Consider the following 22,978-nt stretch of genomic DNA (forward strand, 5'->3'; position numbering starts at 1 on the left):
ATCGCGCCGTTCCGAGGACGGACATCCCCCGACGCGGCCCCGACCCACAACCCGCGCGTAGGCGAAGGCGCGCACCCCCACCGAAGCCGCACAGGCCGCCGCAGGCACCCCGGCTCAACCGCCGGAGGCAACCGTTACTCGTCGTTCCCGGACGCCTCCGCCTCCGCCGCAGCTTCGGCATTCGCATCCGCCTCGGCCTCCGACGCCGTGGTCGCCCCGTCCGCCTCCAGCAGCCGGCCCAGCTGGCGCCCAGTGATCCGCTTGAACTTGCGCTTCTGCGGCCGCGTCCGGTCCAGAACCGCCACTTCCAGCCGCTCCGCGGGAATCTCCCGCTCGCTGCCGTTCGTGTCACGCGACAGCGCCTGCACCGCCAGCTTCAGCGCCTCGGCCAGCGTCATACCGTCCCGATGGCGCTGGTCCAGGTAGCTGCTGATCTGCTCCGAGTTGCCGCCGACCGCGACCGAGCCGTGCTCGTCCACGATGGACCCGTCATGCGGCAGCCGGTAGATCTGGTCGCCCTCGGGCCTCTCCCCCACCTCCGCGACGACCAGCTCCACCTCGTACGGCTTCTCGGCCGAGCTGGAGAAGATCGTGCCCAGCGTCTGCGCGTACACGTTCGCCAGGCCCCGGGCCGTCACATCGTCCCGGTCGTAGGTGTAACCCCGCAGGTCGGCGTAGCGCACACCGCCGATCCGCAGGTTCTCGTACTCGTTGTACTTGCCGGCGGCCGCGAAGCCGATCCGGTCATAGATCTCGCTGAACTTGTGCAGCGCACGGGACGGGTTCTCCCCGACGAACACGATGCCGTCGGCGTACTGCAGCACGACCAGGCTGCGACCACGCGCGATGCCCTTGCGGGCGTACTCCGCCCGGTCGGCCATCGCCTGCTGGGGTGAGACATAGAACGGCGTCGACACCGGTTATCCGTCCCTCTCTTGAAGATTCCGTCGGTTCACTGGACCACCCTCACGAAGACAACCCGCCGCTCACAGCAGCGCGGCCCGCGGACCGTCGGGCTGTTCCAGACGCCGCTCCAGAATCGAGCGCGCGATCTCCGACGACTCGTTCTCGGTGAGCCGGCGGAAACCGTCCTCGGTGATCACGGTGACGATGGGATAGATCCGGCGGGCGACATCGGGACCACCGGTCGCCGAGTCGTCGTCTGCCGCGTCGTAGAGCGCCTGGACCACGAGCGTCGTGGCCTCGGCCTCGCTCAGGTTCTCCCGGAAGAGCTTCTTCATCGCGCCGCGGGCGAAGATCGAACCGGAACCCGTGGCCGCGTAACCCTGCTCCTCGGAGCGCCCGCCCGTGACGTCGTAGGAGAAGATCCGCCCCTTCTCCCGGTCCACGTCGTACCCGGCGAACAGCGGGACGACGGCCAGCCCCTGCATGGCCATCCCCAGGTTCGAGCGGATCATCGTCGACAGCCGGTTCGCCTTGCCCTCCAGCGACAGCTGCGTGCCCTCGACCTTCTCGAAGTGCTCCAGCTCCAGCTGGAACAGCTTCACCATCTCCACAGCCAGACCCGCCGTACCGGCGATGCCCACAGCCGAGTACTCGTCGGCAGGGAAGACCTTCTCGATGTCCCGCTGCGCGATGACGTTACCCATGGTGGCCCGCCGGTCTCCGGCGAGGACGACGCCGCCGGGGAAGGTCACGGCCACGATCGTCGTGCCGTGCGGCGCCTCGATCGCGCCCTGCACCGGTGGCAGCTTCTTGTTGCCCGGCAGCAGTTCCGGCTGGTGATCGGAGAGGAAGTCCATGAAGGAGGAGGACCCTGGCGTCAGGAAGGCAGCTGGTAGACGCCCGGTGCTACGAGTGTTGGCTTCCACGCGATTCCTTCCACGTATGCGACAGCCCGCCCTGTGACGTCGGGCCGATCCTTGGAAACAACCCCGGTCCGGTTGCGACCGGGGGCACGGTATGCCACGGACCCTACCCGTCCTTTGGCGGTGATCCACATGCCCGGCGACCCCAACTCCGCCGGAGCCACGCCCCACTTGCCCGCCACTCTCATCCGGCGGCCCGCCGGGCTCCGGACGCCACCGACGCCCGGAGCGCCGCACACGAAGGCATCACCTCACGCACTGCCCCGCGCACAGCGCTCCGCGCTCCGCCCGTCCGTCACCCAGGCACCCCATTCACCTTCGGATCGAAGGCGCAGGCGCCTTACTGGCCACCCTTCTGAACGAAGGACCGCACGAAGTCCTCGGCGTTCTCCTCGAGGACGTCGTCGATCTCGTCCAGAACCGAGTCCACGTCGTCGCTCAGCTTCTCCTGACGCTCCTTGAGGTCCTCCGAAGCCTGCGCCTCCGCCGCCTGCTCCTCGACCTCCTCGGTGGACCGGGTGGCCTTCTGCTGTCCGCCGCCGGTGTCCTTCGTCGCCATATCCCTCACCCCGCTCGGTTCGCCCGACACAGTTGCTCGGTCAAGATCAGACCCTACTCGCCGGGTCTGACAATGGCCCCGCAGTTGCTCCAACGTACGGGGACCACCTCGATGATTCCCGGACCTGGGATTTTCCACCCTGTCCGGCGGGCCCCACCCGAGTACCCGCGTTGCGCTCTCACCCTCCCGACAGGACCCTGACCAGGTCTTCCGCGGTGCGGCAGCGGTCCAGGAGCTCCTTGACGTGATTACGCGTTCCGCGAAGCGGTTCCAGGGTTGGAACGCGCTGGAGGGAGTCCCGGCCCGGCAGGTCGAAGATCACCGAGTCCCAGGAGGCCGCCGCGACGTCGTCCGCGTACTGCTCCAGGCAGCGGCCGCGGAAGTACGCGCGCGTGTCCTCCGGCGGCGCCGTACGGGCCCGCTCCACCTCCGCCTCGTCCAGCAGCCGCTTCATGCGCCCGCGAGCCGCCAGACGGTTGTACAGGCCCTTCTCGGGCCGTACGTCGGCGTACTGGAGGTCGACCAGGTGCAGCCGCGGCGCGTCCCAGTCGAGGTCGTCCCGGCGCCGGTAGCCCTCCATGAGCTCCCGCTTGGCGACCCAGTCCAGCTCGCCGGCCAGGCTCATCGGGTCGTGCTCCAGACGGGTGAGGGTGTCCTCCCAGCGCGAGAGGACGTCCTTCGTCTGGTCGTCGGCGTCGGCCCCGAACCGCTCCTCCACGTACTTGCGCGCGAGCTCGTAGTACTCCATCTGCAGCTGGACCGCCGTGAGCGTACGACCGCTGCGCAGCGTGACCAGGCGCTTCAGGGACGGGTCGTGCGAGACCTGGTGGAGGGTGCGGACGGGCTGGTCGACGGCCAGGTCGACGGCGATGAAACCGTCCTCGATCATCGACAGGACCAGGGAGGTCGTCCCCAGCTTGAGGTACGTCGAGATCTCCGACAGGTTCGCGTCGCCGATGATCACGTGCAGACGGCGGTACTTCTCGGCGTCCGCGTGCGGCTCGTCGCGGGTGTTGATGATCGGGCGCTTGAGCGTCGTCTCCAGGCCGACCTCGACCTCGAAGTAGTCGGCTCGCTGGCTGAGCTGGAAGCCGTGCTCGTGCCCGTCCTGGCCGATGCCGACGCGGCCCGCTCCGGTGAAGACCTGGCGGGAGACGAAGAACGGCGTGAGGTGGCGCACGATGTCCGAGAAGGGGGTCTCCCGCTTCATCAGGTAGTTCTCGTGCGTGCCGTAGGACGCGCCCTTGTTGTCGGTGTTGTTCTTGTACAGGTGGATCGGCTGGGCACCGGGCAGCTGGGCGGCCCGTTCCGCGGCCTCCGCCATGATCCGCTCGCCGGCCTTGTCCCAGAGGACGGCGTCCCGCGGGTTGGTCACCTCGGGAGCGCTGTACTCGGGGTGTGCGTGGTCGACGTAGAGCCGCGCGCCGTTGGTGAGGATCACATTGGCCAGGCCGATGTCCTCGTCGGTGAGCTGGCTGGAGTCGGCGGCCTCGCGGGCGAGGTCGAAGCCTCGGGCGTCCCGCAGCGGGTTCTCCTCCTCGAAGTCCCAGCGGGCCCGGCGGGCCCGGTGCATCGCCGCCGCGTAGGCGTTCACGATCTGGGACGAGGTGAGCATGGCATTGGCGTTGGGGTGGCCGGGGACGGAGATTCCGTACTCCGTCTCGATGCCCATTACTCGCCGTACGGTCATGCGGCCCTCCTTGCCCGGCGGCGCCCTCGGTCGTGGGCTCCACTCAGATACCGCTGGCGCTCGGTTGCGTGTGCGGTGCCCGTCCCCGCACTGCGCGACTTGGCGGTACGCAAGAGCCTAGAACGCCTTTGCACTGGTGGGGAGATCATTTGCGTCATTGCGTTGCTCCAGCCGTGGCCTGAAAAACAGGCGGCTGCGGGTACCCGCCGAGGGCACCCGCAGCCGCCCTGCCTTTTACAGGTACTGACCGGTGTTCGCCACCGTGTCGATGGAGCGTCCGGTGTCCGCGCCCTGCTTTCCGGTGATGAGCGTACGGATGTACACGATCCGCTCGCCCTTCTTGCCGGAGATCCGGGCCCAGTCGTCCGGGTTGGTGGTGTTCGGCAGGTCCTCGTTCTCCTTGAACTCGTCCACGCAGGCTTGGAGGAGGTGGGAGACCCGAAGGCCCTTCTGACTCTTCTCGAGAAAGTCCTTGATCGCCATCTTCTTGGCACGGCCCACGATGTTCTCGATCATGGCGCCGGAGTTGAAGTCCTTGAAGTACAGGACTTCCTTGTCACCGTTGGCGTAGGTGACCTCCAGGAAGCGGTTCTCCTCGGATTCGGTGTACATGTGCTCCACGGCCGTCTGGATCATGTTCTGGACCGTGGCGCCCTTGTCGCCGCCGTGCTCGCCGAGGTCGTCGGCGTGCAGCGGGAGGCGCTCGGTGAGGTACTTGCCGAAGATGTCCTTGGCCGCCTCGGCGTCCGGACGCTCGATCTTGATCTTCACGTCGAGCCGGCCGGGCCGCAGGATGGCCGGGTCGATCATGTCCTCACGGTTGGAGGCACCGATCACGACCACGTTCTGCAGGCCCTCCACACCGTCGATCTCGGCGAGCAGCTGCGGGACGATGGTGTTCTCCACGTCCGAGCTGACACCGGAGCCACGGGTGCGGAAGAGGGACTCCATCTCGTCGAAGAAGACGATGACGGGGGTGCCCTCGCTGGCCTTCTCACGGGCCCGCTGGAAGACGAGGCGGATCTGCCGCTCCGTCTCACCGACGTACTTGTTCAGGAGCTCGGGGCCCTTGATGTTGAGGAAGAAGCTCTTGCCGGCGGCCTGGCCGGTCACCTCGGCGACCTTCTTGGCCAGCGAGTTCGCCACGGCCTTGGCGATCAGGGTCTTACCGCATCCAGGGGGCCCGTACAGCAGGACACCCTTGGGCGGCCGCAGTTCGTGCTCCTTGAACAGGTCCGGGTAGAGGTACGGGAGCTCGACGGCGTCCCGGATGGCCTCGATCTGGCCGCCGAGACCACCGATCTGCTCGTAGCCGATGTCGGGGACTTCTTCGAGGACGAGCTCCTCGACCTCGCTCTTGGGCACGACCTCGTAGACGTAGCCGGAGCGGGGTTCGAGCAGGAGGGCGTCGCCGGGGCGGATGGTGACGTCCAGCAGCGGCTCGGCGAGCCGTACCACCCGCTCCTCGTCGGTGTGCCCGAGCACCAGGGCCCGCTCGCCGTCCTCGAGGATCTCCTTGAGGGTGACGATGTCACCGACGCGCTCGAACTCCATGGCGTCGACCACGTTGAGCGCCTCGTTGAGCATCACTTCCTGGCCGCGCCGGAGCTCGTCGAGCTCGACGCTTGGGCTGACGTTCACCCTGAGCTTGCGGCCGCCGGTGAAGATGTCGGCGGTGCCGTCCTCGTTCGCCGTCAAGAAGACACCGAAGCCGGCCGGCGGCTGTGCGAGCCGGTCGACTTCCTCCTTGAGGGCCACGATCTGGTCGCGGGCCTCACGGAGCGTGTTGGCGAGTCTCTCGTTCTGGGCGGACACGCCGGCCAGATTGGTCTGCAGCTCGACGATCCGCTCTTCGAGAATCCTCGTGTGTCGCGGAGAGTCGGCGAGCTTGCGTCGCAGGACGGCGATCTCCTGCTCAAGGTAGGCGATCTGCCCGGCCGGGTCGTCGGACCCGCGTCCCGGGCGGATGCCGCGGTTCATGTCGTCGTCGTGGGCTGCCACGGTCCTCACCTCCTCCAAGGGGAGCTGGACGCTTCCAGACCCTACCTGGGCGGGTGTCGATTGAAACCCCTAGATCACAAAGACGGTCGGGGTGTGTCCGATCTTCACCCTTGCGCTCTCCCTCACGCCAGGGGAATACCCAGCGAACATGATTGGAACCCAGCCGGAGGTAGGGTCGAAGCGTTCAACACCCGTCAGAGCTGGCCGGATTCCCGACCCGGCTCGACGTATGAAACGGCAGGAGACATGAGCGTGCAGCAGGAGGCCGGGGTCGACGGTGAGGCGCTGGAGGTCTGGATCGACCAGGACCTGTGTACCGGTGACGGCATCTGCGCCCAGTACGCGCCCGAGGTGTTCGAGCTGGACATCGACGGTCTGGCCTATGTGAAGAGCACCGACGACGAGTTGCTCCAGGACAAGGGCGCGACAACGCCCGTTCCGCTGCCGCTTCTCACGGACGTGATCGACTCGGCGAAGGAGTGTCCGGGCGAGTGTATTCACGTGCGTCGAGTTTCGGACAGGGCCGAGATCTACGGGCCGGACGCGGAGTGACCACTTCTCTACGTTCCGTTACTACTGTCTGATATCTCACACGCGGGCGCGCGAGCCTCACACGCTGCGGGCACCGGCCGGTGCGGAGCGCATGAACGCGCCGTTCCGCCAACGCCATTTCACGTCGCTGCGCACATCGGGGCAGCAACGCGGCACGTCGGACGACGAGTAGCCGAGGAGCGTGGCCGTGACGGCGCCGTCACGTACGGCGAAGTCACTGACGGTCGTGCCGTCCTTGGGGTCGAGCAGGGTCGCCACCACGCGCGGTTCGCCGCCGTCGCCGCGCCGGGTGAGGACGTACACGCCGTCCGGCGGGGTGCCCATCGGGGAGTTGCAGTGGACGACGGCCACCGTCTCGGGTTTGCCGTCGCCGTCGAGGTCGCCGGAGGCCTTCTTCTCCACCAGGGCCTTCACCGGGCCGCACTCGATGGGGAACTCCACCGCGGCCGGGTCGGGCGCTGTCGCGTTCGCCGGCGCGCTTCTGGTCGCGGGGCCGGCCGCCTGGGCCGCCGTGGCAGCGCCCGGCTGGAGGAACGAGGAGAGGGCCACGACGCCGGCGACGGCCGTGGCGGTCGCGAGCCAGTGGATGGGGCGGGTGTGGGTGTGGGCGAGCTCCGGGACGGCGGAAGGCTGCACTAGGAGTGTCTCCTGAGGGCTGTGCCGGTGGTGGTGGGGTGGCCAGCATGGTGCCACACGTCACACCGCGAGGGAACGGCGGGGGTGTGCACGTCCCGCGCCGGGGAAGTCGGAAGGGTTACGGTTCCTGCCGCCGTGTCAGCCCGCACGTGACGGCGCGGGTCGCTGCCGGCCCGCGTCTGGTCGGCAAGGCGGGCCGCGGAGGGCCTGTTTCAGGTCAAGGGGGACACCGGCTGGCTCACCCGCCGCGGCAGTCCGGGGGCAACAGTAAGGCGCCGTGGCGGAGTTCGGACGGGTCCGGGAACTCCGCCGCGGCGCCTGCGCGTTGTGCGGGGTGGCGGGGTGTCTCAGCGGCCGGTGCCGCCGTCGGCGTTGGGGCCGGCGTAGTCCTCGCCGTAGGCGCCCTTGGCGGGGCGGCGGCGGCGCATGGGCGGCTCGACGCCGTCGGCCAGGCGGCGGGCGGTGAGCAGGAAGCCGGTGTGGCCGATCATCCGGTGGTCCGGGCGGACGGCCAGGCCCTCGATGTGCCAGTTGCGGATCATCGTCTCCCAGGAGGTCGGCTCGTTGAAGCAGCCGATCTCCCGGATGGACTCGACGGTCCGGGCGAGCTGGGTGGTGGTCGCCACGTAGCAGCACAGGATGCCGCCGGGGACCAGCGCCTTGGAGACGGCCTCCAGGCACTCCCAGGGGGCGAGCATGTCGAGGATGACGCGGTCCACGTCGCTGTCGGACAGGTTGTCCTGAAGGTCGCCGACGGTGAGCTGCCAGGCGGGGTGCGGGCCGCCGAAGTAGCGCTCCACGTTCGCCTGGGCGATCTCGGCGAAGTCCGCGCGGCGCTCGTAGCTGTGCAGCATGCCCTGGTCGCCGATGGCCCGCAGCAGGAAGCTGCTGAGCGAGCCGGAGCCGACGCCGGCCTCCACGACGCGGGCGCCGGGGAAGATGTCGGCGAAGGCGAGGATCTGCCCCGCGTCCTTGGGGTAGACCACGGCGGCGCCGCGGGGCATGGACAGGACGTAGTCGGGGAGCAGGGGGCGCAGCGCGAGGTAGGCGACGTTTCCCGTGGTGCGGACAACGCTGCCCTCGGGAGCACCGATCAGTTCGTCGTGCGGGAAGGAACCCTTGTGGGTGTGGAAGTTCTTCCCGGCCTCGAGCGTGAACGTGTAGTGGCGGCCCTTGGGGTCGGTCAGCTGTACCTGGTCCCCGACCTTGAAGGGCCCGCGCCTGCGGGCGGCACCGGTCGGTTCGGACATGTGACCAGCCTACCGGCACCTGAGGGGGCCTCCGACCACTAGGAGGGGCGGGCCATGGCCTTCACGAAGGCCCGCTCCACATCGGCCGCCGACAGGACGCCGTAGATCTCGCCGGTCTCCTCCACCACCAGGTACTCGGTCGCGGGGGTCGCCCGGAGGGCGTCCAGGAGCTCCTCGCCCGACAGTTCCGCCGAGACGCGCATGCCGTCGGTCAGATCCTGGGCGAGGCCGCTGACCGCGACCCAGGGGCGGCGGTGTTCGGGAACGCCGGCGATGGCGGCCTCGCGGACGAGGGAGACGGGGTCGCCGTGGGCGTCGACCACGACCAGGGCTCGGGCGCCGGCGGCGTTGGCGCGGCGCAGGGCCTCCGAGAGCGGGGTGTGGGTCTCGACCGGGACGGCACGGCGGGTGAGCGCACGGGCGCGCAGATCGGGGAGGTGCTCGCGCAGACGGGCCATGCGCAGGCTGTTGCCCGCGCCGGTCCAGATGATCGCGGCGAGGATGGCGGCGAGCAGGGCGTCCAGGACGGTGTCCATGCCGACGTTGTCCACGGCCTCGGTGCCGAGGGCGCCGGACTGGGTCAGCAGGGGCAGGCCGATCAGGACCGAGACGGCGAGGGCGCGGCCGACCCAGGCGGCGGCGACGGTGCCGGTCATCGGCTTGCCGGTGATCTTCCAGACGACCGCGCGGAGCATGCGGCCGCCGTCGAGGGGCAGGCCGGGCAGGAGGTTGAAGGCGGCCACGATGAGGTTGGAGATCATCAGGCCGGCCAGCAGGACGCCGGGGACGGTCCCGGGCTCCACGGTCTGCATGGCGGCGTAGAAGAGGCCGGCCAGGACGAGGGAGAGCAGCGGCCCGACGAAGGCGAGCACGAACTCCCGTCCGGGGGTCTCGGCCTCCTTCTCGATCTCGGAGACGCCGCCGAAGAACTGGAGCTGGATGCGGCGGACCGGGAGCTTGAAGCGGAGGGCGGCGACCGTGTGGGCCAGCTCGTGCACCAGCACGGACGCGTAGAAGGCGACCGCGAAGAACAGGGAGACCAGGTAGCGGGCGGCGCCGAGTTCGGGCAGCACGCGCTCCAGCTGCCCGCCGAACACCCAGGTGATCAACGCGGCGACGAGGAACCAGCTGGGCGCGACGTAGACGGGCACGCCGAACGGCCGCCCCATCAGCAGTCCGCCTCGCGGCTCCGGGGGGCGCTGGGGCGCGGGGCCCTTGCCGTCCGCGGAGTGCGCGAGGGGGCGGTCACCGATGCCGGGGGCGGTGTGCCGGCTGCTCGCCTCGGGCTCGCCCGCGGCAGAGGCCGCGTGCGGACCGGTGGCGTAGGCACGGTCGGGGTGCGCGTCGCCCTCCCCCGAACCGCTGCCGCCGTGCTCGCCGTGGGCTGGAGCCTTGTGCAGGGCATTCGACGCCGGGCGGCCGGGGTGCGCGTCGCCCTCCGGGCGGGCGCTGCTGTCGTACTCGCCGCCAGCCGGGGCCTTGTGCACGGCATCGGACGCCGGGCCGTCGTCGGCGTGCGCGTCGCCCTCCGGGCGGGCGCTGCCGGCGTGCTCGTCCTCGGTGGGGGCCTTGCGCAGGGCATCGGACGCAGGGCGGTCGTCGGCGTGCGTGTCGCCCTCCGGGCGGGTGCTGCCGTCGTGCTCGTCCTCAGCCGGGGCCTTGTGCACGGCATCGGACGCAAGGCGGTCCGCCTGTGCGTCGCCCTCCGGCCGGCCGCTGCCGTCGTACTCGCCGCCGTCCGGGGCCTCCCGCACGGCATCCGACGCAGAGCGGTCCCCGTGCGCGTCGCCCTTCGGCCGGGTGCTGCCGTCGTACTCGCCGCCGTCCGGGGCCTCACGCAGGGCATGGGACGCGGGGCGGTCGGGGTGGTTCTGGGGTGAGGCTTGCGGGGGGCGGTTCGAGGAGCCGTCGGCGGGGGCGTGCGGGGACTGGCCGGGCGTCGGGTCTTCTGGTTGCACGGCCGGGTGGTCGGCATCGTTGGCCTGGTCGGGCTCCGGGGCGGGTGTCTGCGGGGCCGGGCTGTCGTCCGGCCGGGGCGGCGGCGTCGCGGCAGGGGCGTCGTCGTCGCTCGTGGGGGTGAACCGCCGTACGTCCGTGGACTGTTCGTCGGCGGAGGTGGGGTCGGTGGCCCGGGCCGCAGGCCCCGCGTGGCGCTCCGCCGACTCCTCGTTGCCGGACCGCGGCTGCCCGCGCCCGCCGCTCTCGTCCACCGGTGTCCCCTCGTTCGAAGCGTCTCCCGCCTGCCGGACGGGAGGGTCTCGAGTCGATGGTATGCGTCCGTCGAGGCGCGTTCCGCCCCGGCACCCCTGAGTTTCCCTCCACCCCGCCTCCTCACTCACGCCCGCCGCGTGACCGCGGCTGGGTCACTGTCAGTGGCGGGCCGTATGGTCTGGGGCATGGAGACGAGCACCGAGGGCGCGGCGCAGCCCGACAGCAACCCTGCCGCGGCGGTGGATCCGCCGGTACCGGCCGGGTCCGTGGAGGCGGTCATCGAGACGGCGGTGGAGACGGCGGCCGAGACCGCGCCCACCGCCATAGCGCCCGCCTCGCTGTCCCCCTCGCGTGCCAGTGACTTCATGCAGTGCCCGCTGCTCTACCGCTTCCGGGTCATCGACCGGCTGCCGGAGAAGCCGAGCGAGGCCGCGACCAGGGGCACGCTGGTGCACGCGGTCCTGGAACGCCTCTTCGACGCCCCGGCGGCCGAGCGCACGGCGCCCCGGGCGAAGTCGCTGATCCCGGGCCAGTGGGACCGGCTGCGGGAGACGCGGCCGGAGGTCGTGGAGCTGTTCGCCGACGATCCGCAGGGCGAGCGGCTGGCGCGCTGGCTGGGCGAGGCCGAGCAGCTCGTCGAGCGCTGGTTCAGCCTGGAGGACCCCAGCCGGCTGGAGCCGGCCGAGCGGGAGCTGTTCGTCGAGGCCGAGCTGGAGTCCGGGCTGCGGCTGCGCGGCATCATCGACCGGGTCGATGTCGCGCCCACGGGTGAGGTGCGGATCGTCGACTACAAGACGGGGAAGGCCCCCAGGCCCGAGTACTCCGAGGGCGCCCTGTTCCAGATGAAGTTCTACGCCCTCGTCGTCTGGCGGTTGAAGAACGTGGTCCCGAGGCGGCTCCAGCTGGTCTACCTCGGCAGCGGCGAGGTGCTGACGTACGACCCCGTCCTCGCCGACCTGCAGCGGGTCGAGCGCAAGCTGCTCGCGCTGTGGGAGGCGATCCGGCTGGCGACCGAGACGGGCGACTGGCGGCCGCGCCCCACGAAGCTGTGCGGCTGGTGCGACCACCAGGCCCACTGCCCGGAGTTCGGCGGCACTCCCCCGCCGTACCCGCTGCCGTTGAGGGTGACCGGTCAGGGCGGCTGAGTCCGGCGGCCTCGCGCAGGGCAGAATGGGGCCGGACTAGCGAAGGAGACTTACGTGGCCATCCGCGTCCTACTGGTCGACGACCAGCCCCTGCTCCGTACGGGCTTCCGGATGATCCTGGAGGCCGAGCAGGACCTCGCGGTCGTCGGCGAGGCCGGAGACGGCCTCCAGGCGCTCGACCAGGTGCGGGCGCTCCAGCCCGACGTGGTCCTGATGGACATCCGCATGCCGCGGATGGACGGTGTGGAGGCGACCCGGCAGATCACCGGCCCCGGGCGGGACGGTCCGGCGAAGGTCCTGGTGCTGACCACCTTCGACCTCGACGAGTACGTGGTGGAGGCCCTGCGGGCCGGTGCCAGCGGTTTCCTGCTGAAGGACGCCCCGGCCAACGAGCTGGTGCAGGCGATCCGGGTCGTGGCCGCGGGCGAGGCGATGCTCGCGCCGAGCATCACCAGGCGGCTGCTCGACAAGTACGCCACGCATCTGCCGTCGGGCGAGGAACCCGTGCCGGACGCGCTGCACACGCTCACCGACCGCGAGGTCGAGGTGCTGAAGCTGGTGGCGCGCGGGTTGTCCAACGCCGAGATCGCCGCCGATCTGTTCGTCAGCGAGACCACCGTCAAGACGCACGTCGGGCACGTGCTCACCAAGCTGGGCCTGCGCGACCGCGTGCAGGCCGCGGTGTACGCCTACGAGAGCGGGCTGGTGCGCCCCGGCGCGCAGTAGACCCGCCCACCCGGAACACGAAGAGGGTGCCCCCTGCCGAGCAGGGGGCACCCTCTTCACACGTGTGCGTCAGGAGTCCTTGCTCAGCTCCCAGAAGCGGAACACGGTGGACGCGTCGAGGCAGTACTCCAGGCCGTAGACGCCGTCGCGGACGACCGCGTACTGCTTGGCCTGCCACACCGGCAGGACGGGCAGTTCGTCGGCGACGATGTCCTGCAGCTCCCCGAATTCCTTGTCGGTGGAGGCACGGTTGGTCAGGGCGGCGGTGCGCGGGATGAGCGAGCCGGTGATCGTGCTGTTGTCGTAGTTGTTGCCCAGCACGTTGCCCTTGCCGAAGAAGGGGGCCGTGAAGTTGTCGGCGTCCGGGTAGTCCGGCACCCAGCCCTTCACGTAGACGCCGTACTTGCCGGCCGCGATGTCCTTCTCGTACTGCCCGAAGGGGACGGACTTGACGTCGGCGTCGAACAGGCCGCTGGCGTTGAGCTGGCCGGCGATGGCCGTCAACTCCTGGTCGGTGGCGGGGCCGTAGCGGGACGGCGTCGACCACAGGGTCAGCTTCACCTTGCCGTTGATGCCGTCCTCGCGCAGCGCGGCCTGGGCCTTGGCCTTGGAGGGGCGGGCTCCGTAGGTGTCGAAGAAGGCCGTGTTGTGGCCGGCGATACCGGCCGGGACGATCGAGTACAGCGGGGTCGCCGTGCCCTGGTAGATGTCCCTGATGAGGGCTTCGCGGTCGAGCAGATGGGCGATGGCCTTGCGGACGCCGAGCTTTCCGGCGACCGGGTCGTCCATGTTGAACACCAGGTGCTGGACCTCGGCGCTGCTGCCCTCGACGACCTCGACGCCGGTGCCGTCGTCGGCCTTCTCCATGTCGGCGATGTCACCGGCGGTCAGGCCGCGGTAGGCGATGTCGACTTCCTCGTTCTGGATGGCCTGCTTCAGGGCCGTCTGGTCGCCGTCGAAGAACTTGAGCGTCACGCCGGTGTTCTTCACCTCGGCGGTGCCCTTGTAGTTCTCGTTGACGGAGAAGACGGCCTGCTCGTCGTCGATCGAGTCGAGTTGGTAAGGGCCGGAGCCGACGGCCTTGCCGTCCTTGCGCAGCCCGTCCGCGTCGTACTGGCGGTGGTCGACGATGGAACCGGCACCCGAGGCGATCTTGCTCGGGAAGGTGGCGTCGGCCGTGTTGAGCCGGAAGACGACCGTCTTCTCGTCCGGTGTCTCGACCTTCTCCAGCGTGGGGAACATGATCGCGGGCCCGTCGGGGTCGTTGATCTTCAGCATGCGGTCGAAGGAAAACTTGACGTCCTCCGAGGTGAGCGGGTCACCGTTGCTGAACTTGAGGCCGTCCTTGAGCGTGCACTTGTAGACCGTGGTCTGCGTGTCGCTGAAGGAGCAGCTCTCGGCGGCCTCCGGCTGGGGTTCCGTGGCGCCCTTGGGGAAGCTGAGCAGCGACTGGAAGACGTTGTTGAACAACAGCCAGGAGCCGGGATCGTAGCCGGAGGCCGGGTCCGTGGCCAGGACGTCGTCGGACATCCCCACCACCACGTTGGAGCCGTCCCCCGCGGAGTCTCCGGTCTCCGTGCCACAGCCGGTCAGCAGGCCGGAGGCGAGCCCCGCCACGATGGGCAGGACCGGCCACTGGTTGCGCATGTTCACGTGTGTGCCTTGTCGTCGGTTCTCGAGAACACCCGGAGCACGTCCCTGGCTCCGGGGCACGGTTTCCCGGGGGCAGCGATCACCGCCCCGGGGTCCCAGCGGGTCCGTCAGCCACTCACGCCCCGGCCGAGCTCCCACAGCTGGAGCGTCGACGAGGAGTTGAGCGCGTACGCGGTACCCGTGATGTCGTCGCGCGCGGCGACGTACTGCTTGCCCTGCCACAGCGGCAGCATCGGCACGTCGGAGGCGACGATGTCCTGAATGTCCGTCAGGCTGGTGGTGGCGGACAGCCGGTCCGCCTCACGGCGGGACTCCGGGATCAGGGTGTTGCGGATCCTGCTGTTGTCGTACGGCGAGCCGAGGGTGTTGTCGGCGTCGAGGAACGGCGCGAGGAAGTTGTCGGCGTCCGGGAAGTCCGGGAACCAGCCCATGCCGTAGACGTCGTACTCGCCCTTCTTCTCTGCCGGGCGGAACGTGTTCCACGGGGTGCCCTTGATGCTGACGTCGAACAGGCCGCTGGAGTTCAGCTGGTCGCGGAGGACCGCGAACTCCTGCTTGGTGGCGGGACCGTAGTGGTCGGTCGTGTAGTGCAGCGTCAGCTTCACCGGGGTGGTCACGCCGGCTCGGTCGAGCAGGGAGCGGGCCTTGGTGACGTTCGGGTCGCCGTACTTGTTGAAGAACGAGTTGGAGTGGCCGGTGACGGTGGCCGGGACGAGCGAGTACAGCGGCTCGGCCTGGGAGCCGTAGACCTTGGAGACCAGTTCGCTGCGGTTGACGACCTGGGCCATCGCCTGGCGTACGGCCTTGGACTTCACGGTCGGGGCGTCGGTGTTGAAGCCCAGGTAGCGGATCTCCAGGCCGGGCATCTCGACGAGGTCGATGTCGGTGTCCGCGTCGCCCGAGAGCTTGCGGATCTGCTCCGGCGACATGGTGCGGGTCATCAGGTCGATGTCCCCCTTGTCCAGCGCCGTGCCCATGGCGTCGGCGTCCTTGAAGGAGACCATGTCGATCTTGCTGTTGTTCACCTTCAGACTCCCCTTGTAGTCGGGGTTCCGGGTGAACTGGGCCTTGACCATCTCGTTGTTCTCGACCTCGGCCTTGAGGGTGTACGGGCCGGAGCCCTGGAGGTCGAAGCCGTCGCGCAGCTTGTTCTTCGGGTACTCGTCGGGGTCGACGATGCCGGCGACCGGTGTCGACAGCTTGTACGGGAAGGTCGCGTCGGCGGTCTTGAGGTGGAAGATGACCTCGTGGTCGCCCTGCGTCTCGACGGTGTCGATGGTGGACAGCAGCGCGAACACGCCGCTGTCGGCCTTGAGGGAACGGGCCCGGTCGATGGAGTACTTGACGTCGGCCGCCGTGACGGCGTCGCCGTTCGCGAACTTCAGGCCGTCGCGCAGGGTGCAGGCGTAGCGCTCGTTGCCGGTGTCGGTGAAGCCGCAGCGCTCGGCGGCCTCCGGTACCGGCTCGCCCTCGCCGCGCGGCTGGATCATCAGGGTCTGCACGGTCTGGCGCAGGATGTTCCAGGTGCCGACGTCATAGGCGTACGCCGGGTCCAGGGGCGCGGGGGCGTCCTTCGAGGCGGTGAACCGGTCCGTGGTGCCGACGACGATCGCGTCGCCGCTGTCACTCCCGCTGTCGGACCCGCCGCAGGCGGCGAGCACCGGCGCGAGCAGGCCGATCACGGCCGGCAGCACCAAAGTCTTGCGGTTCATGCTCGAGTTTCTCCAGAGCTGTCGACTCCGTGTACCCGGCATGCAGGGGTGGCGCAGCGGATCACGGGGGTGGGGCGATGTTCTCGCGACGAGATTAGTCGCGGTCGGCAGCAGGGTTCGCAGACACCGGAGTTGAGCACCCATCACGCTGCGAAACCGGGCGTGGACACACCGAAAAACCGACAGCGGAAGCTTTGGTGCAGCGCTTGACCAATCGGGACACAAGGGCACGTCGGCGGCCCCTCAAAGGGGGTGTGCAGCACACGCCGACCCTGCTGTCGAATCCGGATCACGTGGGGAACGTCACACCCGTAAACGGGTTCGAGGGTCCGGGAATTCGGCCGTCCGGAAGAGTTCGAATTCACCTTCCGAATTACCGCCCTAACGCCGCTGCACGCTGGGTGAACACCTAGCGCATTTCCGTCATCAGGCCGTGCAGAAATGTCAGGTCGACCTCTTCGAGAGAGGTGACGACCGTACGCCTCAGGGCCGGGGCGATGGGGGCCACGGAGGGCACCGCCACGACCCGGCAGCCCGCGGCCTCGGCTGCGGCGACTCCGGTCGCGGTGTCCTCGATGACGGCGCACCGGGCGGGGTCGGCGCCGAGTCCGGCGGCGGCCGCCAGGTACGGGTCGGGGTGGGGCTTGGTGCGCGGCACCTCGTCACCGGCCACCGTCAGGGCGAAGTGGTGTGCGCCCAGGGAGGTCAGCACCCGGTCGATGATGCGCCGGTGCGAGGCGGAGACCAGGGCCGTGGGGATCTCGTACTCGTACAGTTCGGCCAGCAGCCGTCCGGCGCCGGGCATCAGCGGCAGGGCGCGGCCGATACGGTCCTCGAAGCCGTCGTTCAGGAGCACCGTGAGCTCGTCGAGGGTGATGTCCGCGCCGGTGACCTCGATCAGGAACCCCGCGCTGCGGGTCATGGGGCCGCCGACCACGACATGGCGCCAGGACTCGTCGAGCATGTGGCCGAGGGAGGCGAAGACCTCGACCTCGACGTCCCACCAGAAGCCCTCCGTGTCCACCAGGGTGCCGTCCATGTCGAGGAGCACGGCCTGCAGCGCCGAGCCTTCGGCCGTACGTGTACCGAGCGCGGGAACCGTACTGGTCATCCACCTACCTCCTTGAGGGACGATCAGGCCGGTTCCCACATGGGAACCGGCCTGCAGTGGACCGACCAGTCTACGTCGTGCGCGGAGGAAGTGCTCGTTTAACCGCTGTGCCCCCGGGCACACCGTGTGTACGCCGGGGGCCGTTGTGGCGTGTGCCCGGTGGGGCGGCTCAGCGGGCGTTGAAGTACTTCGCCTCCGGGTGGTGGATCACGATGGCGTCCGTGGACTGCTCGGGGTGCAGCTGGAACTCCTCGGACAGGTGGACGCCGATGCGCTCCGGCTGGAGCAGGTCGGCGATCTTCGCGCGGTCCTCCAGGTTGGGGCAGGCGCCGTAGCCGAGGGAGAAGCGGGCGCCCCGGTACTTCAGTTCGAACATGCCCTGCATCTCGTCCGGGTCCTCGCCGGCGAAGCCGAGTTCGGAGCGCACGCGCGCGTGCCAGTACTCGGCGAGCGCCTCGGCCAACTGCACGGACAGGCCGTGCAGTTCCAGGTAGTCGCGATAGGCGTTGGACTCGAACAGACGCGCGGTCTCCTCGCCGATGCGCGAGCCGACGGTGACGACCTGGAGGCCCACGACGTCCGTCTCGCCGGACTCCTCCGGGCGGAAGAAGTCGGCCAGGCACAGACGCCGGCCGCGGCGCTGGCGCGGGAAGGTGAAGCGGGTGCGCTCGTTGCCCTGCTCGTCCAGGATGATCAGGTCGTCGTCCTTGGAGACGCACGGGAAGTAGCCGTAGACCACGGCCGCCTCCAGCAGGTTCTCCGTCTGGAGCTTGTCCAGCAGCCCGCGCAGCCGGGGCCGGCCCTCGGTCTCGACGAGTTCCTCGTACGACGGGCCCTCGCCGGTGCGGGCCTGCTTCAGGCCCCACTGCCCCTTGAACAGGGCGCCCTCGTCGAGCCAGCTCGCGTACTCCTTGAGCTGGATGCCCTTGATCACGCGAGTGCCGCGGAAGGGCGGCTCGGGGACGGGGTTGTCGGTGGCGACGTCGGAGCGGACGTGCCCCTCCCCGGGTCGCTCCTCGACGGCGGCCGGGGCAGTGGCCCGCACGCGGCGCTGCTTCAGCTCGGGCAGCTTCGCGCCGGGCACGCCCCGCTTGACGCCGATCAGGGCGTCCATGAGGCGCAGGCCCTCGAAGGCGTCGCGGGCGTAGCGGACCTCGCCCTGGTAGATCTCGTGCAGGTCCTGCTCGACGTAGGCGCGAGTCAGGGCGGCGCCGCCGAGGATCACCGGGAAGCGGGCGGCAAGTCCCCGGCTGTTCAGCTCCTCCAGGTTCTCCTTCATGATCACGGTGGACTTGACCAGGAGGCCGGACATGCCGATGACGTCGGCCTTGTGCTCCTCGGCGGCGTCCAGGATCGCGGAGACGGGCTGCTTGATGCCCAGGTTGACGACGTTGTAGCCGTTGTTGGTCAGGATGATGTCGACGAGGTTCTTGCCGATGTCGTGCACATCGCCGCGCACGGTGGCCAGCACGATGGTGCCCTTGCCCGCCTCGTCGCCCTCGACCTTCTCCATGTGCGGTTCGAGGTGGGCGACGGCCGTCTTCATCACCTCGGCGGACTGCAGGACGAACGGCAGCTGCATCTGGCCGGAGCCGAACAGCTCGCCGACGACCTTCATGCCCTCCAGCAGGGTGTCGTTGACGATGTCCAGCGCCGGGCGGGACTGCAGGGCCTCGTCGAGGTCGGCTTCCAGGCCGTTCTTCTCGCCGTCGATGATGCGCCGCTTCAGGCGCTCGTCCAGCGGCAGCGCGGCCAGTTCCTCGGCCTTGCCGGCCTTGAGGGACTTGGCGGTGGCGCCCTCGAAGAGCTGCATGAGCTTCTGGAGCGGGTCGTAGCCCTCGGCGCGGCGGTCGTAGATGAGGTCCAGAGCCGTCCGGACCTCTTCCTCGGAGAAGCGGGCGATCGGCAGGATCTTGCTCGCGTGCACGATCGCCGAGTCCAGGCCCGCCTTGACGCACTCGTCGAGGAAGACGGAGTTCAGCAGGATGCGGGCGGCCGGGTTGAGGCCGAAGGAGATGTTGGACAGGCCCAGCGTCGTCTGCACCTTCGGGTGGCGCCGCTTCAGCTCGCGGATGCCCTCGATCGTGGCGATGCCGTCCTTGCGGGACTCCTCCTGGCCGGTGCAGATGGTGAAGGTCAGGCAGTCGACGAGGATGTCCTCCTCGTGGATGCCCCAGTTGCCGGTGAGGTCGTCGATGAGCCGTTCGGCGATCTCGACCTTCTTCTCGGCCGTGCGGGCCTGGCCCTCCTCGTCGATGGTCAGCGCGATGAGGGCGGCGCCGTGCTCCCTGGCGAGCTGGGTGACCTTGGCGAAGCGGGACTCGGGGCCGTCGCCGTCCTCGTAGTTCACCGAGTTGATCACCGCGCGGCCGCCGAGCTTCTCCAGGCCCGCCTTGATGACGTCGACCTCGGTGGAGTCCAGCACGATCGGCAGCGTGGAGGCGGTGGCGAAACGCCCGGCCAGCTCCTCCATGTCGGCCACACCGTCACGGCCGACGTAGTCCACGCACAGGTCGAGCATGTGCGCGCCCTCGCGGATCTGCTCGCGGGCCATCTCGACGCAGTCGTCCCAGCGGCCCTCCAGCATGGCCTCGCGGAACTTCTTCGAGCCGTTGGCGTTCGTCCGCTCGCCGATCGCCAGGTAGGAGGTGTCCTGCCGGAACGGCACCGACTGGTACAGCGACGCCGCCCCCGGCTCGGGCTGCGGAGAGCGCTCGGTCGGGGTGACGTCCCGGACGCGCTCGACCAGCTGGCGCAGGTGCTCGGGGGTGGTGCCGCAGCAGCCGCCGACCAGGGACAGGCCGTAGTCCCGGACGAAGTTCTGCTGGGCGTCGGCCAGGCCCTCGGGGTCGAGCGGGAAGTGGGCGCCGTCCTTGGTGAGGATCGGCAGGCCGGCGTTCGGCATGCACAGCAGCGGGATGCGGGAGTGGCGCGTCAGGTAGCGCAGGTGCTCGCTCATCTCGGCCGGGCCGGTGGAGCAGTTCAGGCCGATCATGTCGATACCGAGGGGCTCCAGCGCGGTCAGGGCCGCGCCGATCTCGGAGCCGAGCAGCATGGTGCCGGTGGTCTCGAAGGCCATCGAGCACAGCAGGGGCACCTCGACGCCGGTGGCCTCCATGGCCCGGCGGGCGCCGAGGACGGAGGCCTTCGTCTGGAGCAGGTCCTGCGTGGTCTCCACGAGCAGCGCGTCCGCGCCGCCCGCGAGCAGGCCCTCGGCGTTGGCCTGGTAGCCGTCGCGGATGGTGCCGTAGGTGACGTGGCCGAGCGTGGGCAGCTTGGTGCCGGGGCCGATCGAGCCGAGCACCCAGCGCGGCCGGCCGTCCCGGGCGGCGTACTCGTCGGCCACCTCGCGGGCGATCCGGGCACCCGCCTCGGACAGCTCGTGCACCCGGTCGGCGACCTCGTACTCCGCCGCGGCCGTGTGGTTGGCGCCGAAGGTGTTGGTCTCGACGCAGTCGACGCCGACCGCGAAGTACGCGTCGTGGACGGAACGGACGATGTCCGGCCGGGTCACGTTGAGGATCTCGTTGCAGCCTTCGAGATTCTCGAAGTCCTCGAGCGTCGGGTCCTGCGCCTGGAGCATGGTGCCCATGGCCCCGTCGGCCACGACCACACGGGCGGCCAGGGCCTCTCGGAGGGCGGACACACGGGTCCGGCTGTCTGCGGAAGGGGTCGGTGGCAACGAGGCCATATAAGGGGCTCCCTCGAGTGCGACGGCTGTCGGCTATGCGGCTGCCCGGACACGCGGAGGGCATCCCGGGGAAAGGCGCACGGCGCCAGCGTAACCGGGAGGGCGCCCGGATGGGCAGGGCGTCCACGAGGCGGACGCGCATGGCGTCCCTGAGGCCTTGTGCCACTGATGAGCCGGAGGTGACGCACCGCGGCGCGGCGCCGCTGCGCCACTGGGCGACCCGCCGCCGCAACAAAATGGCACCCGCCATTAGCGAGAGGTCGGCAACGACCGGTAGTGTTCGGCATTGCCGAACAAGGGCTGCGGGCGCCGCGTGTCGGCGGCCGAAGGGGACGGAGGCAGGACGGCGATGGCACGGAACATCCAGTCGCTCGAACGGGCGGCCGCGATGCTGCGGCTGCTCGGGGGCGGCGAGCGGCGGCTCGGCCTGTCGGACATCGCCTCGTCGCTGGGTCTGGCCAAGGGCACCGCCCACGGCATACTGCGCACCCTCCAGCAGGAGGGCTTCGTGGAGCAGGACGACGCCTCCGGGCGCTACCAGCTCGGCGCGGAGCTGCTGCGCCTGGGCACCACCTACCTCGACGTCCACGAGCTGCGGGCGCGCGCCCTGGTGTGGACCGACGACCTGGCCCGGTCCAGCGGTGAGAGCGTCTACCTGGGCGTCCTGCACCAGCAGGGCGTGCTGATCGTGCACCACGTCTTCCGGCCCGACGACAGCCGGCAGGTCCTGGAGATCGGGGCCATGCAGCCGCTGCATTCCACAGCTCTGGGCAAGGTGCTCTGCGCGTACGACCCGGTGGCGCACAGCGAGGCCCTGGAGTCCGACCGCAAGCCGTTCACCGACCGGACCGCGTGCGAGTCGGAGGCCTTCGAGCACATCCTCGACCTCACCCGCGCTCGCGGTTACGCGGCGGACGTCGAGGAGACCTGGGAGGGCGTCGCCTCCCTCGCCGCGCCCATCCACGACCGGCGGCGCATGCCGGTCGGCGCGGTCGGCATCACCGGCGCCGTGGAGCGGCTGTGCCGGTCCGACGAACAGGCAGCGCTGCGCCCCGAGCTGATCGCGGCGGTCCGGGACTGCGCCCGCGCGGTGTCGCGGGACCTGGGCGCCGGGCGGTTCTGACGGGACACGGGGAGACCGGGGCGCCGCAGCGGCGTTCCGGTCCTCGACATGCCCCTGCTCACCGGCCCTCGGAGATCCACGAGGCCGCGGCGATCAGTAACGATCGTGTTATCGGCGACACAGACCTTGACGTGCTTGTAACGCCGAAGCAAGACTCCCGTCCATCGGTCGACATTGTCGAACAGCTACCGGCAATACGCGCTAGAGTGTGACAACGCCAGGCCGGTATTAGAACTTCACCCCTGGACGAAGGACAAAGGAGTCGCGGGTGTCCAGCTCCGACATCTTCATCGGCGAGACCATCGGTACCGCCATACTCATCCTCCTCGGCGGCGGAGTCTGCGCCGCCGTCACACTGAAGGCTTCCAAGGCCCGCAACGCCGGCTGGCTCGCCATCACCTTCGGGTGGGGCTTCGCGGTGCTCACGGCGGTCTACACCACGGCGCCGCTGTCCGGCGCCCATCTGAACCCCGCCGTGACCCTGGCGCTCGCGATCAAGGACGGCGACTGGAAGAACGTCCCGGTCTACTGGGCCGGACAGATCCTCGGCGCCATGATCGGTGCCGCCCTGGTCTGGATCGCCTACTACGGCCAGTTCCACGCCCACCTCACCGACCGGGAGATCGTCGGCGGTCCGGGCGCGCAGGCCACCACGGCCAAGGCCGTCGAGGCCCAGGAGAAGGGCGCCGGCCCCGTGCTGGGCGTCTTCTCCACCGGGCCCGAGGTCCGGGTCGCCTGGCAGAACGTCGCCACGGAGATCATCGGCACCGTCGTGCTGGTGCTCGCCGTGCTCACCCAGGGCCTGAACGACAAGGGCAACGGCCTGGGCACCCTGGGCGCCCTGATCACCGCGCTCGTGGTGGTCTCCATCGGCCTGTCCCTCGGCGGCCCGACGGGCTACGCGATCAACCCGGCCCGTGACCTCGGTCCGCGCATCGTGCACGCCCTGCTGCCCCTGCCCAACAAGGGCGGCTCCGACTGGGGCTACGCCTGGGTCCCCGTGGTGGGTCCGCTGATCGGCGGCGCCATCGCGGCAGGCATCTACAACGTCGCGTTCGCCTAGGAGCGATCCTCGCGCCCTTTGCGAAA

At 69.8% G+C, this 22,978-nt stretch carries 16 protein-coding genes and 1 pseudogene; 5 read left to right on the plus strand and 12 right to left on the minus strand.

All coding sequences use genetic code 11. From position 1 onward, the window contains the following. Nucleotides 1-134 precede the first annotated feature (134 nt). From prcA to arc, 5 genes are all read right to left on the minus strand, one after another. A complete protein-coding gene (prcA, locus tag HDA41_RS07810) occupies nucleotides 135-917 on the minus strand; it encodes a proteasome subunit alpha (protein WP_184981966.1) in 783 nt (260 codons plus the stop codon). 69 nt (nucleotides 918-986) lie between these two features. Then, the gene (prcB, locus tag HDA41_RS07815) at nucleotides 987-1,832 is read right to left on the minus strand and encodes a proteasome subunit beta (RefSeq protein ID WP_184981968.1); all 846 of its coding nucleotides are present in this window, start codon (nucleotides 1,830-1,832) and stop codon (nucleotides 987-989) included. Nucleotides 1,833-2,169: 337 nt separating this feature from the next. Then, nucleotides 2,170-2,388, minus strand: a complete 219-nt coding sequence (locus tag HDA41_RS07820) for a ubiquitin-like protein Pup (protein ID WP_030244016.1) — start codon at nucleotides 2,386-2,388, stop codon at nucleotides 2,170-2,172. 178 nt (nucleotides 2,389-2,566) lie between these two features. Beyond that, on the minus strand, nucleotides 2,567-4,078 hold the full coding sequence (gene dop / locus HDA41_RS07825) for a depupylase/deamidase Dop (protein ID WP_358980908.1): 1,512 nt from the start codon (nucleotides 4,076-4,078) through the stop codon (nucleotides 2,567-2,569). Nucleotides 4,079-4,312: 234 nt separating this feature from the next. After that, nucleotides 4,313-6,079, minus strand: coding sequence for a proteasome ATPase (arc, locus tag HDA41_RS07830; protein ID WP_184981970.1), 1,767 nt, complete (start codon nucleotides 6,077-6,079; stop codon nucleotides 4,313-4,315). Between the two features lie 246 nt (nucleotides 6,080-6,325). Between arc and HDA41_RS07835 the strand changes: the two genes are divergently transcribed. Further along, nucleotides 6,326-6,631, plus strand: coding sequence for a ferredoxin (locus tag HDA41_RS07835; RefSeq protein WP_184981972.1), 306 nt, complete (start codon nucleotides 6,326-6,328; stop codon nucleotides 6,629-6,631). 57 nt (nucleotides 6,632-6,688) lie between these two features. Here the strand turns inward: HDA41_RS07835 and HDA41_RS07840 are convergent, their stop codons facing one another. From HDA41_RS07840 to HDA41_RS40600, 3 genes are all read right to left on the minus strand, one after another. Then, the gene (locus HDA41_RS07840) at nucleotides 6,689-7,267 is read right to left on the minus strand and encodes a hypothetical protein (protein WP_184981974.1); all 579 of its coding nucleotides are present in this window, start codon (nucleotides 7,265-7,267) and stop codon (nucleotides 6,689-6,691) included. A 347-nt stretch (nucleotides 7,268-7,614) separates the two neighbouring features. Next, on the minus strand, nucleotides 7,615-8,517 hold the full coding sequence (locus HDA41_RS07845) for a tRNA (adenine-N1)-methyltransferase (protein ID WP_184981976.1): 903 nt from the start codon (nucleotides 8,515-8,517) through the stop codon (nucleotides 7,615-7,617). 38 nt (nucleotides 8,518-8,555) lie between these two features. Next, on the minus strand, nucleotides 8,556-10,004 hold the full coding sequence (locus HDA41_RS40600; protein WP_417812829.1) for a site-2 protease family protein: 1,449 nt from the start codon (nucleotides 10,002-10,004) through the stop codon (nucleotides 8,556-8,558). 909 nt (nucleotides 10,005-10,913) lie between these two features. Here HDA41_RS40600 and HDA41_RS07855 point away from each other — a divergent pair. Both HDA41_RS07855 and HDA41_RS07860 read left to right on the plus strand, forming a co-directional pair. Next, nucleotides 10,914-11,913, plus strand: a pseudogene (locus HDA41_RS07855) (RecB family exonuclease). A 14-nt stretch (nucleotides 11,914-11,927) separates the two neighbouring features. Further along, on the plus strand, nucleotides 11,928-12,599 hold the full coding sequence (locus HDA41_RS07860) for a response regulator (protein WP_184981980.1): 672 nt from the start codon (nucleotides 11,928-11,930) through the stop codon (nucleotides 12,597-12,599). A 69-nt stretch (nucleotides 12,600-12,668) separates the two neighbouring features. On the opposite strand, the gene HDA41_RS07865 is transcribed toward HDA41_RS07860, so the two are convergent. The 4 genes from HDA41_RS07865 to metH form a co-directional block, all read right to left on the minus strand. Continuing rightward, nucleotides 12,669-14,252, minus strand: coding sequence for an ABC transporter substrate-binding protein (locus tag HDA41_RS07865; protein WP_184981982.1), 1,584 nt, complete (start codon nucleotides 14,250-14,252; stop codon nucleotides 12,669-12,671). A gap of 107 nt (nucleotides 14,253-14,359) precedes the next feature. Continuing rightward, nucleotides 14,360-15,964 carry an ABC transporter substrate-binding protein gene (locus HDA41_RS07870; RefSeq protein ID WP_184981984.1) on the minus strand — a complete coding sequence of 535 codons (1,605 nt, stop codon included), beginning with the start codon at nucleotides 15,962-15,964 and terminating at the stop codon, nucleotides 14,360-14,362. Between the two features lie 409 nt (nucleotides 15,965-16,373). Then, complete coding sequence (locus HDA41_RS07875) at nucleotides 16,374-17,075, minus strand: HAD family hydrolase (RefSeq protein ID WP_184981986.1); 702 nt, start codon at nucleotides 17,073-17,075, stop codon at nucleotides 16,374-16,376. A gap of 169 nt (nucleotides 17,076-17,244) precedes the next feature. Then, nucleotides 17,245-20,766, minus strand: coding sequence for a methionine synthase (metH, locus tag HDA41_RS07880; protein WP_184981988.1), 3,522 nt, complete (start codon nucleotides 20,764-20,766; stop codon nucleotides 17,245-17,247). Between the two features lie 349 nt (nucleotides 20,767-21,115). Here metH and HDA41_RS07885 point away from each other — a divergent pair, with 349 nt between their 5' ends. Both HDA41_RS07885 and HDA41_RS07890 read left to right on the plus strand, forming a co-directional pair. Continuing rightward, nucleotides 21,116-21,889: an IclR family transcriptional regulator gene (locus tag HDA41_RS07885; protein ID WP_184981990.1), complete on the plus strand. Its 774-nt coding sequence runs from the start codon at nucleotides 21,116-21,118 to the stop codon at nucleotides 21,887-21,889. A 268-nt stretch (nucleotides 21,890-22,157) separates the two neighbouring features. Beyond that, nucleotides 22,158-22,952: an MIP/aquaporin family protein gene (locus HDA41_RS07890; protein ID WP_184981992.1), complete on the plus strand. Its 795-nt coding sequence runs from the start codon at nucleotides 22,158-22,160 to the stop codon at nucleotides 22,950-22,952. Nucleotides 22,953-22,978: the final 26 nt, after the last annotated feature.

This window comes from Streptomyces caelestis (assembly GCF_014205255.1).
Lineage (GTDB): Bacteria > Actinomycetota > Actinomycetes > Streptomycetales > Streptomycetaceae > Streptomyces > Streptomyces caelestis.